The sequence below is a fragment of the uncultured Eudoraea sp. genome (assembly GCF_947490415.1).
Classification (GTDB): Bacteria; Bacteroidota; Bacteroidia; order Flavobacteriales; family Flavobacteriaceae; genus Eudoraea.
Genome location: NZ_CANLGX010000006.1, coordinates 111838 through 127406, shown reverse-complemented (window position 1 = coordinate 127406; position 15569 = coordinate 111838). Strand labels below are relative to the sequence as shown.

The following is a 15569-nucleotide window of genomic DNA, read 5'->3' as shown; positions in this document are numbered from 1 at the left end:
ATAGTACATTAAAACGCTTTTGAATATGAACATTGAAGAATTCAGAGAACTTTGTTTATATAAAAAAGGAGTTACGGAAGAATTTCCTTTTGATGCGGACACGCTGGTCTTTAAGGTGATGGGTAAAATCTTTACCATTGCCCCGCTTGAACGAATTCCATCTCAGGTGAATTTAAAATGTGACCCCGAAAGGGCCATTGAATTGCGGGAAACCTATGATGGAATTATTACCCCAGGATATCATATGAGCAAAGTACACTGGAACACATTATTTCTGGAACAGCTGCCGGCTAAACTGATATCAGAACTTGTGAATCATTCATACGAATTGGTGGTTTCTAAGCTAACAAAGAAACAAAAAGCCGCGCTCGAGGGTATGATATAATCTTTAAATCCCTTTAAGAATACCATATCTTTACCACCTCAATTTAAAGAGCTATTGTATATGCCTAACCCTGCCAAGTTCTACATAAAAAGAAAAGACAAATTGAGTGAGCTGCTTGTTCAGGTGAAACGACAATTATGGCTCTCCAGTATGATTAGGCTGACGGTTTTTATCCTGGCAATTTTTGGGATATACCTGTTTTATGACAACTCAAATTATATTCTTTTAACTGTTCTTTTTGCAGTAATACTTTTTCTTTTTTTGGTTTCGAGGCATAGCGACCTGACTTACCAAAAAAATAAATTGTTAGCCTTGATCTCCATTAATGAAACGGAGTTGCAGGTATTGGCTCGAAAATTTCATGAGCTCCCTGATGGAAAAGAATTCATTGACCGTGGACATTTTTACAGTCAGGATATAGATCTTTTCGGGAAGGGTTCTTTTTACCAATATTGTAATCGCACGGCTTTACCGGAAGGCGGTAAAACATTGGCAGGACTATTTACTGAAAACAATATCGAAAATGTAATAGAAAAACAGGAAGCCATAAAAGAACTGGGATCAGTAGCGGAATGGAGGCAGGAATTTTCGGCTGTTGCTAAATTGATAAAAACGGAAATCTCGTCGGCTAATTTAATAAGTTGGCTTAAAACGTATCAGACATTCGTTCCAAATCTGATGAAAATATTACCTAACGTGTTTTCGCTTTTGTCACTGGCAGTTATTTGCCTCTATTACTTTGATTATCTTCCGGGATGGGGGTTATTGTTTTGGTTTTTCCTTGGACTGGGTATCACTGGTAAGTATTTAAGCAGGGTCAATGCGCTTTCTCAGAATACATCGCAAGCACAGAGTAGTTTTCAACAATATCAAAAATTGATATTGCTTTTGGAGAATATGAAATACCAATCCCAATTGTTGCAGAATGAAAAGGAGTACATCCTGGAAGAAGGCATAAAGGTTTCTCAAATTTTAAAACAGTTTTCAGGGATGTTAAATGCTTTTGACCAAAGGAATAATATGATTTTTGGTGCTTTGGCTAATGGGTTTCTATTGTGGGACCTCAGGTATGCTTATTCCATAGAGAAATGGATTAGTGTTCATGGTAATAGTGTAGAGCGCTGGCTTAATACCATAGCTTTTTTCGACTCTTATAACAGTCTGGGAAATTTTGCTTTTAATCACCCCGATTATACTTTTCCTGAAATTACAAAAAATGATCTTATCATTGAAGCCAAAAATATCTCACATCCCATGCTCGACCCGGCTGAAGGGGTCACAAATAATTTTAAAATTAGTAAAGAAGAATTCTTTGTAATTACCGGTGCAAATATGGCCGGTAAAAGCACATTCCTGCGAACGATCTCCCTTCAGATTGTCATGGCCAATATGGGCCTGCCAGTATGCGCTACCTTTTTGCGATACCAGCCCATTAAACTGATTACGAGCATGCGAACTGTAGATTCTTTGACAGAACACGAATCCTACTTTTTTTCAGAACTTAAACGCTTAAAGTTTATTATTGATAGTATCAGTGATGATCAATATTTTATTGTGTTGGATGAAATCCTAAAGGGAACCAACAGTACAGATAAGGCTATAGGTTCCAGAAAGTTTATCGAAAAGTTAGTTGGTTCTAATTCAACCGGGCTTATAGCTACCCATGATTTAAGTCTGTGTGAGGTAGCCAAAAGTCTGGAAAAGGTTGATAACTACTATTTTGATGCTGCAATAGTAAATGATGAATTGCATTTTGATTATAAGTTCAAAAAAGGTATTTGTCAAAATATGAATGCTTCATTTTTGTTGAAGAAAATGAAAATAGTTGAATAATAGATGGATTCACTAACGCAAATAGTTTTAGGGGCCTCAGTTGGTGAGGTGGTACTTGGTAAAAAGGTGGGGAATAAAGCTATGCTTTATGGTGCAATTGCCGGCACAATACCCGATCTTGATGTCTTGAGTCGCTATTTTGTAGATACGGTTACTTATACCGAATGGCACAGAGGATTTAGTCATTCTATTCTGTTTAGCCTTTTGTTTGCCCCCGTTTTTGGATGGCTGATTTCTAAAATTGAAAAAAATTCCGGAGTAAGCTGGCAGGAATGGTCCAAACTTATGTTCTGGGGTTTGTTTACCCATCCTATTTTGGATTCCTTTACCACCTGGGGCACGCAACTTTTTTGGCCTTTTGATGTTCGCCTGGCCTTCCAGAATATTTTTGTAATTGATCCTTTATATACGCTTCCTTTTCTGTTTTTCCTGATTTTGACCATGAGACAACACAGGCTTTCACCGGCCAGAAGAAAGTATAATCGAATGGGTCTTATTGTTAGTAGCGGCTATCTAGTGGTAACCTTGCTGTTGAAGGGTATTACCTATAAGAAATTTACAGATAATTTGGAGGATCAGGAGATTGCTTATGAACAGATCCAAACCAGGCCAACCCCATTTAATTCAATACTATGGACTGCAAATGTGGATGCGGGGAAAGAATATTTAATAGGTGAATATTCCTTGTTTGATACCAAACCAATTGTGTTTAGGGGTTATCCAAAAAACCATGCCTTTTTAGGAGAACTGGCAGGTGAGGATAAGCTTAACCGGTTAATAAAAATTACCGAAGGCTGGTATACCATTTCGCGGAAGGAGCAAACCTTACTCTTTAATGATCTTCGTTTTGGTTTGATAAGCCTGAATCCCATTGATCCAAAATTTGCTTTTAGCTATAAGTTGCTTAAACTAAAAAATGAGGTCATAGTTGAGGAAACCCCAAAATTTAAAGAAGACGCACAAAACGTTTTAATTGAATTATGGGTGAGAATCTGGGGAAATTAATCCCCGTGTAACCAATTCTTTATTATTGGTTAATATTCCTTATAAGCTTTTTATCTGCAGATCGTGAAAGGTATCTGCCTGCAGCCGTAATAACTCTTCGGCTTTCTGTTTTTTATACGCGTAAACGGCTTCTTCTTCAGCTATCTCACCATATATTTTTTCATTCAGAGAAGTGTCTGTGGCCAGGATTTTTTGGCGTTGCAATACTTTTTGCATCACCCAGGTCTCTACGGCACTTTCCTCATCTTCCAGTTTTAGGTCATAAGGTCCTTTTGGAGCCAGAAGCTTAACAATTATAGGTGAGGTTTCTATAGCAAGGAATAGAAGGAAAATAAAGAAAGAGGGAAACCAAGCGAGTTCTCCCAGCGCATTTATTCGTGCCATAAGACCGTCAAATCCGTCAATAATGGGTTGAGAATCATTAACTGCCTGCGAATATTCTGTATTGAGCGCTGCAATCTGGGTTTCTATATCTGCAATCTTGGTTGCATTTGTTTCCTTTAATTGTTTTAATTCTAACAAAGCCGCATCATGCTTTTCGCGTTTTTCTTTATACACCGGTCCTTTGCCTAAAAGCATAGTACCTGCCCTTCCTTCCGCCTCGGAAATATAGGTGTCGTAGAGTGCATTTGTTTCAGCCTCTTTTACATTTATCTCATCTTTAAGTGATGCAACATCTTCATTCAGGCTGGCAACCACCGGAGTGTATTGCTGAGCAATCTGCGCTTTATTTGCCAGGGTGAGTTCGTTTTTTTGTTCCAATAAAACCTGGTTAATTTCCTTTTCGAAAATTTTCATTTCCAAAGGTTTGGAGATTACAACGGCAATAATGACTGCCAAAATTATCCTGGGGGTAGCCTGTAAAAATTCACTTTTAAGACTGTCTCTTTTTTTAATAGTAGAGACAATAAACCGGTCCAGGTTAAAAATTAGAAGGCCCCAGATAAGTCCAAAAAAGATAGCGGTATAAACGTTGTCAAATACAGTGTATAACGCATAACTACTTGCAATAAAGGCCATTACAGCGGTAAAAAAAACAGTAGCACCTATGCCTGCGTATTTGTTTTGTTCTCCTGAAGAACAGGATTCAAGAATGCCCGTGTCCGCTCCGGAACAGAGGATAAAAAAGCGTCGTATCATTATAGTGTTCGTTTTTGATTCTAATGGTTAGAACGCAATTTGCTATGATTTGTTACACTATAATGAAATAAAAATACCTCATTAAGAGGGTTTTATGATTTAAAGGAATTTTCCCTCTTAATTTTTAAACAAATCTGGCTTTTATTCAAATCTGAATTTACTTAGAAAATAGTTCTGTATAATATTTATAGAAATAGGGTATTGTTTCAATTCCTTTTAAAAAGTTCCATACTCCAAAATGCTCATTCGGGGAATGAATGGCATTGCTGTCCAGTCCAAAACCCATTAAGATGGACTTCGATCCTAATTCCCTTTCAAATAATGGTACAATAGGAATGCTACCGCCGTTTCTCTTGGGTACGGGTACTTTTCCAAAGGTTGTCTCATAGGCTTTACTGGCCGCCTGGTAACCTATACTATCAATAGGGGTTACATAACTTTCACCACCATGGTGAGGAATAACTTTTACCTTAACTCCCGCAGGGGCAATATTTTCAAAATGGGTTTTAAAAAGTTGAGTGATCTCATGCCAGTCCTGATGTGGTACGAGTCTCATTGATATTTTTGCATGTGCCTTACTCGCAATAACGGTTTTTGCGCCTTCTCCTGTATAGCCGCCCCATATACCGTTTACATCTAGTGTAGGCCTAATGGAGTTTCTTTCATTTGTAGTATATGAAGATTCGCCAAAGACATCATCAATATCCAGCGCCGCTTTATATGCCTCCAGGTTAAAAGGCGCTTTTTCCATAGCGCTCCGCTCCTCCCGGGAAAGTTCATCTACCTTATCATAAAATCCGGGAATGGTAATATGGTTATTTTCATCATGCAAAGAGGCAATCATTTTTGCAAGGATGTTGATAGGATTAGCCACCGCACCTCCGTAAAGCCCTGAATGTAAATCCCTGTTTGGCCCGGTTACTTCCACTTCCACATAACTCAACCCCCTCAGGCCGGTAGTGATAGAAGGAACATCATTAGCGATCATTCCGGTATCGGAAATTAGAATAATATCATTGGCTAATTTTTCATGATTCTCTTTTACAAATGCCCCCAGGCTTTCGCTTCCTACTTCCTCTTCCCCCTCAATCATAAATTTAACGTTGCAGGGAAGCTCGTTGTTTGCAACCATGAATTCAAGTGCTTTCACATGCATATAGACCTGTCCTTTATCATCAGAGGCTCCACGGGCATAAATGGCTCCATCGGGGTGGAGTTCCGTTTTTTTAATTATAGGCTCAAATGGTGGGGAGTCCCATAGGTCTAATGGATCTGGTGGTTGAACATCATAATGGCCATAAACCAGAACCGTTGGTAGATTCCTATCAATTATTTTTTCTCCATAAACGATTGGATATCCCTGAGTTTCACAAATCTCGATAACATCACAACCGGCATTTTTTAAAGAAGTGGCAAAAGCTTCTGCAGTATCCAGGACATCCTGAGAATAGGCAGAATCTGCACTGACAGATGGCATTTTTAGAAGTTGGATGAGCTCATTTATAAATCGATCTTTGTGTTGATTCAGGTAAGCCTTTATGTTTTGCATTATAAATAATTTCAAGAATCACTAAATTTACGAAAAGAAGGTTGATAAATTTAAAGTTCGATTATTTTTAAATTGAAATTTTGCTTTATATTTGCATCCCCTTAATACCGATAGTTACTCCTCCATAGTAATACTAAGGAGAAGACATCGGGCTGGGAAATGCAGGCGTGGTGGAATTGGTAGACACGCTAGACTTAGGATCTAGTGCCGAAAGGTGTGAGAGTTCGAGTCTCTCCGCCTGTACGAAGTAAAGGCCCATCCATTTTTGGATGGGTTTTTTTATGAAAGACGGAGAGAGGAGAAGTTTATCCCGCCATCGGCGGGAAGTCTCTCCGCCTGTACTTTGGAAAAGGCCCCTCTTTGTGAGGGGCTTTTTTCTTTTTCTGAAGCGTGGAATTAAAAATAAGGAGAGACGAGAAGTTTATCCCGCCATCGGCGGGAAGTCTCTCCGCCTGTACAGTTTAAAACCTCAACTAGTTAGTAATTTACATGTTGAGGTTTTTTAATTCTGAACAATATGCGATCAGTTTCGAGGAATGACCCTCTCCTGGTTGTACATGGTGGCAATAATAAGGGTACGGTCCTTAAGAACGTTATCCAGATGGCTTTCCTGGATCATAAGTCCTTATATTAAAATTTCATCGAAGATTTCAACATCAACCTTTGTACGATAATTTTCTTCACGAACACCTTCTTCCGTCGTTGGAACCCATTGCATATTTTTTTCGTAAAGCTTAATATCATTTTCTTGCAAGGGATCCATCACCATTAAATAGATCCATTCATTATCCAGTAATGTTTTTAAGTTTTCATTCCGTAAAAGTATATCTGTTACCCGCGTTATTGGTGCTTGTATGAGCACTGAGAGACGTATCGGCTTATGGTACATCTCGCGATCTGATTGAAATAATGATTGTAACGGCAGACCCATTTTTAGATCTCCGCCGTTGCCCTGGACCACCCCAAATTTACCAGTGATATTATGTGTAATTTTGGAGCCTCCTCCAAATTTATCATTGTCAACTGTGGAAAAATAATAATGGTTGTTGATCCACTGGGTGACTACCATAGGTCCCTGCATAATGCCTTCCAACGCCTTTCCTTTTATGTCCAATTCCCAGTCGTAGGAATGAAGGAAGCAACGGCTATCAAGGTTGTCATTTTTAGTAAGTGCCCTGGGTGCCACGATGAACCCTGCATTTTTTGCCAGACCCCATTCGGGTCTGGTCTCCCCCCAATCATTTGCTTTACGTTGGGCTAAAGCAATACTATTCCCTTGTATACCGAACCTATCTTGGGTTGCGGTTTGCTGTGCGCTTAACAAATCCGATTTTAAGTTAAGCAATTGCTCTTTATGTGAATCGGGAACTTCGGAATCAAAAATTACAATTTCATCTGTAGTCGTATTATGTTCGGCACCTATGAAATGAGTATCTGTCGGAATATTAAAATGATTATTATCCGCCAAGGCTTTTCTTACTTCGGGTAGATTTGCCAACTTGGCCAACATACGGGCGTTATGCCTGCCCGGGCTTGCCGCGCAGGCTCCACAGTCAAGGCTTGAACCAAACGGATTGTTTGCGGAATGGCTACCATGGCCTATAAAAAGTACTAAAGGTGAAAACTGTTTCCAACCTGTGAGGTCAAAAGCAGATTTTACAATGGCTACTTTTTCATCCAGGGTGATTTGAAGACTAATTTCATCTTGCGTAGTGGCGCTGTTGATTTCCGGTTCGCAAAAGGTCTCATATGATGAAATGTTTTTCTTTTTGAGGCGATAAAAATATCCTGGAGTTAAAGTACGGGCCAATAGAGATAATCCATAATAGAATCCCGATCCTTCCACATATCCAAAAGCAGAAGGAAGCATATTCTTCATCCTTCTTAGAAAATATTCACCGAATTTCAAGATTTCATTTTTCTTTTTATAAGCCAACATATTTTCATTTTTGCTAGCCTGTCGAATTTCAGAGACTTTATAGGCAGAAGACACGATTGGGGGGCATGATTTACGGACCAGGTCATCGTTCAAATTCTCATAGTCCATCGCTATGCCAAAAAATCCGGCGTAACCATAGGTCTCATAATTACCTTTGGATTCCACGTGTCTTCGTATAAGCTCCGATCGGGTATCTATACAGAAGACCATTTGTGCGTCAGGGCAAGGTTCCCCGTTCCTGGAAGGTTTTGTGGTTATCGATTCTTTCTTCAAGGTTTTGATAAGCTGGTTTTGCCAGCTTTTTTCCCAAGCTTTCAACCAGATATATTGAAGTTTTGAGATCATATTATCTGTCTCGTCCTTTTCAATTTCGGGTAGTATCTGATCCTTCAATTGTTGCGCTATCCATAGACGCACCCCCAAATAATCTTCTAGGCTGATAGGATATTCTTGCTGCCAAAGCGAGTTGGATTCAATGCGGTAATTGATAAAGCCGGTCCATCCCGGTAATGCGGCTAAATGATATGTGAAGATTTTAGTGCACTCTTCTTTGGAGTAGCCGGTTAAAACATGTGCCAATGCCTCCGAACTGGTTTTTGGTATTTCACAAAGAGCCTTTATTCCTATCTCACTGTCATATATGGCCAATTTTCGCCATGCTTTATAAAAACCATCTTTTTTTCCTGGCATTTCCCATTCGGCCAGACCTTCATCCATAAAAATGGCAAGCCACTTTGCCATGATCCTGTCTAAATCATGGTTTATATTTTTTTCCTGGACCCACTTTTGGGATTGCATTTGTTGCAAATAGAATTCCGGAGATTTGGACAATCCGTTTTCTCTCAATAGTGCAATGAGTATATTTTTTTCAATTTCTCCTTGCTCCCAAGCCTGGCGATATAATGAAGTTTCCGGGAAAATCTTCGCGTTTAAAAGATCTTTGGCGCTATTCACTGCATCTTTGAAAGATACTTTTTCATAGCCTGATAAAGGATTCGAGGTTACGAAAGAGTACAAAGGCCAGGTTTTTCCAATAACTTTAGATGCTTCTTCGATACTTTTAAGAATGTGTTGTTGGATCATAAAGATTTAGATTTATACATTAAGATGGATTTCTTATAGGGTTGGGATACGTTTAATAGCCTTACATAGAGCCAAGGGACTTTGCGGTAAATTCCTAATTTCATGATGAAAAAACCGACCAAAAACACAATACCAAATACAACCTGTATCACTGAAAGAGACCGAGGTACGGCTACCATAGGCATTTCAGCCATCAAAGCTGTTACCCATTTGTACATTAGGGCATATATCCCTATACCGCATATGAACAAAACTGGGGGTAAAATTGTTTTCTGTAAAACCGATAGACTTTGCTGCTTGACAATATTATAAGTTACCTGTCCTACTGTAATTGCTACAATAAGCGTAAGGAAAATTCCGCTGTCCAGTTCCGTTCCCTTTCCTGTTAATAGGGCAAACAGAATGGCTCCTAGTATACCGAAGAACAGTACAACTACGGCTTGAAACGGTTTTATCCTTATCTGTGGTGGTTTTTGTGGTTTTGAGTGTTCTATTGCCTCCCCGGAAGCAAGGAACAAATACGCCTTATAAAATCCATGTAGGATCAAATGTACAACGGCTGCATTGAAAAAGCCTAAACCACACTGCATGATCATAAAACCCATTTGAGCGATGGTAGAGCAAGCCAGTTTTTGCTTCACGTTGACCTGAAGAAGCTTGGTGAACTGTGCTATTATGGCTGTTAGCCCTCCGATGATAAAGAGAACGTTCAATGTATTTGAAGCAAACATTAAGGTTGAAAACAATGCCAGCAAAATTCCTGCACCATTAACAAAACCTGCATGCATGAGGGCCGAAGCAGGTGTGGGTGAGGTCATTGCAGAAAGCAACCAGCGATGGAAAGGGTAAATTGCCGATTGAACAATGGCGGCAGTAATGACGCATATGGCCGCGATAGATACAATATACAGCGGCAATTCATTCAATGAAGAAACCAGACCACTTACTGTAAATTTTCCGCTTTCGAAGGCCAGCAATAGTACTCCGGCGCTCAGGAAAAAGGTACCTGTGAGAAAATAACGCTGCGTAAATTTTGAAGCTTCTCGGGCTTCTCCCCAATTGGAATCTATTCCAATCAATCTGGACATAAAAAATCCCATTCCCAACCAGCTGAGCAGAAATAAGATAATATGATCGGACATTACAAATAACATAACGGATAAGGTAAAACCCAGGCATAGTGCCATAAAGCGAGAATGGTATCTAAAACCATTTAGATAATTCCCGGCATAGGTGCTGACTAGCGCACTAAAGAATGTGACGGTGGTTAAAATTAAAATGGTAAAGCCGTTAACCCTCAATATACCTCCCAGGGACCATTCGGGAATACTTGGAAAATAATACATCATGTATACCAGATTGCCTGTGAATAGCAGCCATAGAAAAGAAGTAATTATTTTTGGAAAGGCTAAGGAAAATGATTTATAACTTTTTTCAATGGAATTTTGAGTGCTTTCCTGTAAATTATTTTCAAGAGTCATTTTTAAGTTTTTAACAATTTTTAGTTTGCAAAAGGTTGATAGAAATACTTATATCAAATATGTTCTGACTATTTCTTGAACTTCAGGTTCAGAATCATTAAACATTCTCTAACATTATGAATAGGATTTCTCAAAAAGTTTAATGTCTATAGTGCTATTGATTTCCAGTTCGTAGCCATTTTTGTGGGCACTTAGCACTAGTTGCTCAATGATTTTCTTGGCTTCCTTCAACTCTTTGATCCGGTCTTCAGAGCTCAGATCGGCATCCGGCCCCTCATGTCTCAGGTTGAGTGATTTTACCGTATGGAATTTGATCTTGTCGTTGATCAGCGATAAAAGCACATCCGCAGCTTCAGCCGGACTAAATCGCCCTTTTATAAATGCGATGTTTTCTGTCATTTGGACAATATCTGATCTGTTCGATCTTTAGGGTTTGAGATTGTTCGATAATTGTTACTTCGTATTTTGGAGATGAAAATCATACTCAAAATAAGGCTACATATTAATATTCTATCCAGTAAAATAGAATCATTAACATAGGACATCATGATAAAGAATAGCAGGGCCACCATGCCTGCAATTGGTAAAATTTTAGATTTTGATAAATGCATCTGTTCTTTTTTTAAATATTAGATTTCGGTTTACCGCATAATTTTATTTTAGCTTTTAGAACCATCATTCGGCAACAGTAATTTGCAGGACACCATTTATCTTTAGATTACGTCCCAGGCCTCTGGTATTGGAAATGAATTCTTTTGCAATTCTTTTTTCTTCTCGAAGCTCATTGATTCGACCGTCTAGTTGGTTCGTTTCATATTTGTGGTTTCCTTCCCAAAGCTGGAGCCTTTGTATTTTGTGAAAATTGATTTTTTCATCGATCAAAGCAATGATTACATCTGAGGCCTCTGATGGAGTGAACTCCCCTTTAATCAATTGAATTTTTTGTGTAGTTTTTTCAGTTTGTACCAATTCTTTTGTTTCCATACTGCTTGTTTTTAGGATTTATACGAGTTCAATTTTTAATTCGGTGGCAAAGATTATACATTTTAATTATAAAAAATTATTTATATTAGTTATGTTATATATAAATAATATTTATGAATTATACTTTGCACCAACTCCAAATATTTTTGAAAATAGCTGAAATACAGAGTATTACCAAGGCTTCTGAAGAGCTCCATTTGACCCAACCTGCGGTATCCATACAGCTTAAAAATTTTCAGGATCAGTTTCCAATTCCACTTACTGAAGTTGTAGGCAGAAAGATTTACATCACAGATTTTGGAAAAGAAATAGCCCAGGCTGCGGAAAAAATAATCAACGAAGTATATGCCATCAATTACAAAACCTTGGCTTATCAAGGTGAACTTTCGGGGCGACTCAAAATATCGGTAGTTTCTACTGGCAAATATGTGATGCCACATTTTTTATCGGACTTTATGAACCGTAATAATGGTGTAGACCTTATTATGGATGTGACCAACAAATCAAGGGTAATTGAAAGTCTTGAAATGAACGAGGTGGATTTTGCTTTGGTCTCAGTCTTGCCCAAAAAATTAAAGGTGAATCGGGTGGAACTCATGCCAAACAGACTTTTTTATGTGGGCAGCAACAATTTAAAATTCAAGAATGCACCCACCAAAAAAAAACTGTTCGAAGTTCTTCCGTTAATTTATCGGGAGCAAGGATCGGCCACTAGAAATGCCATGGAGACTTTTATATCGAGGAACAAATTTTCAGTACGGAAAAAGATGGAGTTGACTTCAAATGAGGCGGTGAAACAAGCAGTAGTTTCAGGTCTGGGATGCTCGATCATGCCTTTGATCGGAATAAAAAATGAACTAAAAAACAAAGACCTGCAAATAATACCGGTCAAAGGGCTTCCTATTACAACAACGTGGAACCTGATATGGCTAAAATCGAAAAAACTATCCCCGGCGGCGATGGCCTATCTTGATTTTTTGAATTCTGAAAAAAAAGACATTATAAATGAGAAGTTCGAATGGATTAATGACTTTTAACTATGGTTGAAAATGGATAAGCGGAGTTAATTCCTATGCCATTTATTCCAACCCTGGTCTATTCCCGTATTACGATCATATTAAAGTTATAATAATTCAGCCTGCTTTTTGAAAAATTAATCATTCTCAATTAACACAAGGGTAGCATATTTTGTAGTATTAAATGGTGCCTAGTGGAATATCTTTTAATTTTAAATATCTAAAAATGTATTAGATCTTTTGGACACTCAAGTCAGAATTAGTTCAGTGACTATCTAAAGGGTCTAATTTGCTAACTTTACCCTATCGATCCAAAAAGGTCAGTTAGCCAACATTAATCAACTTTTTTTTTCGAACAGGAATACAATTTTACGTAAGATTTATAGTAAAGTTGTGGAGCTGGGTGTAATCGAATCAAAATACCAAAGATGCAAAAAACCACGAAGGAGCTTATTGACGGACAATCTCTGTCGAAATTACAATACGCGACCTTTTTTGTATGCTTCATTATGAATATTTTGGACGGGATGGACGTCATGATTATTTCCTATTGTGCATCCGCAATTGCAAATTCCTGGCAGGTGGGCCCGGAGGAGCTGGGCATTGTTTTCAGTTCGGGACTTGCAGGGATGATGATTGGAGCTATGTTTTTGGCACCCTTTGCCGATAGGATCGGAAGAAAGAAAATGATACTGATCAGTGCGTTTTTGATGGGTGCCAGTATGCTAATGACTACCTGGTCACAAAATGTTTCCGAATTGATATTGTTGCGGTTTTTAAGCGGTATAGGCATAGGAAGCATGTTGGCAAGTACAGCAGCACTGACCGCAGAGTATGCCCCCGACCGTAAAAGGGATTTTTGGGTCAGTTTTGTTTTGTCCGGCTATCCCGTAGGAGCTGTATTAACAGGTATAGTATCGGCAAGTTTAGTACCGGCTTATGGATGGCCTATTATGTTCAAACTGGCCGGACTAGCCTCCTTTATCTGCTTGCCACTTATCTATTTTTCACTGGCGGAATCGATTTACTTTTATATAAATAAACAACCTAAAGGAGCGTTGCTCAGGGCAAATACAATTTTGAGTAAACTGGGACATGAACCATTGGAAAGACTCCCGAAACGGGAGGTAAAATCTTCAGGTATTCCAGTGAACAAGCTACTCAACAAAGAGTACAGGATACCTACATACCAGTTATGGACGGCCTTATTCATGGCATTTGGATGTTTGTACTTTCTAATAAGTTGGATACCAAAACTTGCAGAGGCTACAGGTCTTTCAATGTCATTGGCAATCTATGCCGGTACGGTTTTCAATGTAGGGGCCTTTTTTGGGATCATTATCCAGGGCTATTTTTCCTCACGAACAGGATTAAAGAAAACAGTGACTGTTTTTTTGGTGTTAACAGGCATTTTGATGGCCACTTTTAAATTGTTTAGCGGCTCCAGTTCCTTGCTCTTTGTAATTGGTTTGCTCGGTTTTACGTTACAAGGTGGTTTTGTGGGATTGTATGCAGTTGCTGCAAGGATGTATCCAACAGAATTCAGGACTACCGGGCTGGGCTGGGCTATCGGTATTGGCAGATTCGGTGCTGTGATTGGGCCGGCTCTGGGTGGTGTCCTTATAGGAATGGGGCTTTCGATGGCGGAAAATTTTTTGATTTTTTCCATTCCGTCCATACTTGCAGGTGTGGTCACTTTTTACTTAGCTTCAACAAAACTATCCTAAAGTAAAATTCAAAAGGCCCTTATCATACAATTGTTAATAGCATAAGAGAGTTGGAAGAGAAATACAATTATAGTAATAGGATAGAGAATTTCCATTATGATGCGATGATTAAGCATGTCATTATTACTACAAATCAAACAAGCCAGGCAACCAAAGACTTAGTTGAGGGAAATAGGTAATAAGGAACAGCGCAATAATCATTACTACAAATAGTGGTAGCAAAGGTTTAATTACTTTTTCAATTGTAGTGTTGGCGATTCCTACGCCTACAAATAATACTGATCCTACCGGTGGTGTACATAAGCCAATACAGAGGTTTAAAATCATAATAATTCCAAAATGCACCGGATCTAATCCAAGCTTCATCACCACCGGTAAAAATATGGGGGTGAAAATAAGGACGGCAGGAGTCATATCCATAAATATTCCAACGAAAAGAAGCAGAAGGTTTATGATAAGCAATATCATAATCTTATTATCACTAATGCTCAACAAACCTGTACTGATGTCCTGCGGGATATTTTCAAAAGAAAGCGCCCATGACATGCTCATTGATGCACCTATCAATAACATTACAATGGCAGTTGTAGAGGATGAATCCAATAAGATTTGAGGAAGTTTCTTAAAAGTAATTTCCTTATAAATAAAACCAAGTATAACGCTGTAAAGTACGGCAATAGCCGATGCTTCCGTAGCTGTAAACATCCCTGTTACGATACCCCCAATGACCACCACCAACATAAATAAGCTGGGGATAGCATCAATAAATGTTTTAAGTATATTCTTAAATGTACTTCGCTTTCCAACTTTATACCCTTTTTTCCTGGCCCAATAAGAAGCTACCAGCATTAATAATAAACCTGTAAGTATTCCGGGAATATAACCGGCTAAAAATAATGCTGCTATAGATGCACCACCACTAGCAAGGGAATATACTATCAGCACATTACTTGGAGGAATTAAGAGTCCGGTGGTTGCCGAAGTAATATTTACCGCAGCACCAAATTCCCTGGAGTATCCCTCTTTTTCCATTTCAGGGCCTAATATGCTGCCCATGGCAGATGCAGATGCCATAGCAGAACCTGCAATAGCACCCATTAGCATGGCTGAAATAATATTAATAAGAGCCAAGCCACCAGGTAGGGCCCCAACTAATGTTTTTGCAAAAGCAATCAACCTGTGCGCAATACCTCCTTTATTCATTAACTCACCCGAGAGAATAAAAAATGGAATGGCAAGGAGTGCAAAACTGTCTAATCCCGTCCCAATGCGTTGAGCGACTGTTGTAAATGCAGGTAATGCGGGAATGCTCACCAACATGGTGAGCAATGCCGATATTGTTATACTCCAGGCTACAGGAGTACCTATTGCAAGTAAGCCTATAAAGCTAATCACCAAAACAAGGATAGGTATATACTCCATTTGAC

Annotated in this window: 12 protein-coding genes and 1 tRNA gene; 6 read left to right on the top strand and 7 right to left on the bottom strand. The window is 38.8% G+C overall.

What is annotated here, in order from left to right:
* Positions 1-25 precede the first annotated feature (25 nt).
* From Q0874_RS15220 to Q0874_RS15210, 3 genes are read left to right on the top strand one after another with little or no spacing between them, the layout of a single operon-like run.
* On the top strand, positions 26-385 hold the full coding sequence (locus tag Q0874_RS15220; protein ID WP_299164376.1) for an MmcQ/YjbR family DNA-binding protein: 360 nt from the start codon (positions 26-28) through the stop codon (positions 383-385).
* A 60-nt stretch (positions 386-445) separates the two neighbouring features.
* Positions 446-2218, top strand: a complete 1773-nt coding sequence (locus tag Q0874_RS15215; protein WP_299164375.1) for a DNA mismatch repair protein MutS — start codon at positions 446-448, stop codon at positions 2216-2218.
* Between the two features lie 3 nt (positions 2219-2221).
* Positions 2222-3223, top strand: coding sequence for a metal-dependent hydrolase (locus Q0874_RS15210; RefSeq protein ID WP_299164374.1), 1002 nt, complete (start codon positions 2222-2224; stop codon positions 3221-3223).
* A gap of 39 nt (positions 3224-3262) precedes the next feature.
* Here the strand turns inward: Q0874_RS15210 and Q0874_RS15205 are convergent, their stop codons facing one another.
* Complete coding sequence (locus tag Q0874_RS15205; protein ID WP_299164373.1) at positions 3263-4363, bottom strand: DUF4407 domain-containing protein; 1101 nt, start codon at positions 4361-4363, stop codon at positions 3263-3265.
* Positions 4364-4520: 157 nt separating this feature from the next.
* The gene (locus Q0874_RS15200; RefSeq protein WP_299164372.1) at positions 4521-5912 is read right to left on the bottom strand and encodes a dipeptidase; all 1392 of its coding nucleotides are present in this window, start codon (positions 5910-5912) and stop codon (positions 4521-4523) included.
* A 161-nt stretch (positions 5913-6073) separates the two neighbouring features.
* On the opposite strand from Q0874_RS15200, the gene Q0874_RS15195 reads away from it, so the two are divergent.
* Positions 6074-6155 (top strand) — tRNA-Leu (locus Q0874_RS15195).
* 382 nt (positions 6156-6537) lie between these two features.
* Here the strand turns inward: Q0874_RS15195 and Q0874_RS15190 are convergent.
* From Q0874_RS15190 to Q0874_RS15175, 4 genes are all read right to left on the bottom strand, one after another.
* Positions 6538-8934 carry a DUF2309 domain-containing protein gene (locus Q0874_RS15190; protein ID WP_299164371.1) on the bottom strand — a complete coding sequence of 799 codons (2397 nt, stop codon included), beginning with the start codon at positions 8932-8934 and terminating at the stop codon, positions 6538-6540.
* A complete protein-coding gene (locus Q0874_RS15185; RefSeq protein ID WP_299164370.1) occupies positions 8931-10415 on the bottom strand; it encodes a proton-conducting transporter membrane subunit in 1485 nt (494 codons plus the stop codon). The genes Q0874_RS15190 and Q0874_RS15185 overlap by 4 nt, the downstream gene beginning before the upstream one ends.
* A 114-nt stretch (positions 10416-10529) precedes the next feature.
* Complete coding sequence (locus tag Q0874_RS15180; protein WP_299164369.1) at positions 10530-10814, bottom strand: hypothetical protein; 285 nt, start codon at positions 10812-10814, stop codon at positions 10530-10532.
* Between the two features lie 276 nt (positions 10815-11090).
* Positions 11091-11399: a hypothetical protein gene (locus tag Q0874_RS15175; RefSeq protein ID WP_299164368.1), complete on the bottom strand. Its 309-nt coding sequence runs from the start codon at positions 11397-11399 to the stop codon at positions 11091-11093.
* 113 nt (positions 11400-11512) lie between these two features.
* On the opposite strand from Q0874_RS15175, the gene Q0874_RS15170 reads away from it, so the two are divergent.
* Together Q0874_RS15170 and Q0874_RS15165 are read left to right on the top strand one after the other, a co-directional pair.
* Positions 11513-12436 (top strand): LysR family transcriptional regulator, encoded by a 924-nt coding sequence (locus tag Q0874_RS15170; RefSeq protein WP_299164367.1) that lies wholly within the window; start codon positions 11513-11515, stop codon positions 12434-12436.
* Positions 12437-12843: 407 nt separating this feature from the next.
* On the top strand, positions 12844-14142 hold the full coding sequence (locus Q0874_RS15165; protein WP_299164366.1) for an MFS transporter: 1299 nt from the start codon (positions 12844-12846) through the stop codon (positions 14140-14142).
* Positions 14143-14268: 126 nt separating this feature from the next.
* On the opposite strand, the gene Q0874_RS15160 is transcribed toward Q0874_RS15165, so the two are convergent.
* The gene (locus Q0874_RS15160; RefSeq protein WP_299164365.1) at positions 14269-15564 is read right to left on the bottom strand and encodes a TRAP transporter large permease; all 1296 of its coding nucleotides are present in this window, start codon (positions 15562-15564) and stop codon (positions 14269-14271) included.
* Positions 15565-15569 lie beyond the last annotated feature (5 nt).